Annotated in this window: 1 protein-coding gene; it reads left to right on the forward strand. The window is 74.7% G+C overall.

Annotated elements, in window-relative coordinates; all coding sequences use genetic code 11:
• Positions 1-1,031: globin domain-containing protein (locus LWC33_RS34680; protein ID WP_233308941.1), on the forward strand; the 1,031-nt coding region annotated here is incomplete at both ends.

Below are 1,031 nucleotides of genomic sequence, written 5' to 3' on the forward strand. Positions count from 1 at the left end.
CGCGGCGTCCACGCGCTGGACCCCGCCCTGCTCAACCTGGTGAAGCGAAGCCGGCCCCGCATCGAGCACAAGACCGCGGAGCTGGCCGACCACTTCTACACGGCCCTGCTCGCGCGGGCCCCGGGGCTGCGCACCCTGTTCCCGCTCGACCCACACGGCCGGCGAGCCCCCCTCACCGACACCCTGATCTGGCTGCTCCAACGCCTCGATGACCGCGACGAGCTCGTCCGCCGGCTCGCCGACCTCGGCCGCGACCACCGCAAACACGGCATCACCGCCGCCCACTACGAGACGGCCGGACACGCACTGCTCGACACCCTCGCCCACATCCACGGCCCGACGACCTGGACCCCGCCGATCGCAGCCGCCTGGGCCAAGGCCTACGCCGCGGCCACCCACGAGATGCTCACCGCGGCCGCGGCCGAGCGTGGCCCGGCGCTGTGGCTCGGTCGCGTCGTCGAACACCGCCGCCCCACGGCCGACCTGGCCTGCATCATCGTGCAGACACTCGAACCGCTCCCCCACCGGCCCGGCCAGTACCTCAGCGTCGAGACCCCGCAGCGCCCCGGGCTGTGGCGCTACCTCTCCCCCACCGAACCCGCCCGTCCCGACGGGGTCATGCGGTTCTGCGTGCGCGCGCTCCGCCACGGCCTGGTCAGCCCGGCCCTGGTCGCGCAGACCCGGATCGGGGACACCTGGCGCCTCGGCCCACCCCTGGGCCGCCTGCCCGAGGTCCTGGACACCCGCCGCGACCTGCTCATCCTCGGCTCCGGGACCGGGATCGGCCCCTTGAGCGCCCTGGTCGCCGCCCTCGACACCCGGGACGACCCCCCACGGACACAACTCTACGTCGGCGCCCGCGACGAGACCGAGCTGCGTGCCCTGCTCGCCATGGCACCCGGCGCCCGGCACCGCTCCTGGCTGACCCTCACCCCCGTCATCCCCGCGACCGACGACGACCGGCCCAGCTCGGTGGTCGGTACCGCTCTGCGCGGCCGGACCTGGCGAGACCACGACATCGTCGTCTGCGG

The organism is Pseudonocardia terrae, assembly GCF_021343995.1.
Lineage (GTDB): Bacteria > Actinomycetota > Actinomycetes > Mycobacteriales > Pseudonocardiaceae > Pseudonocardia > Pseudonocardia terrae.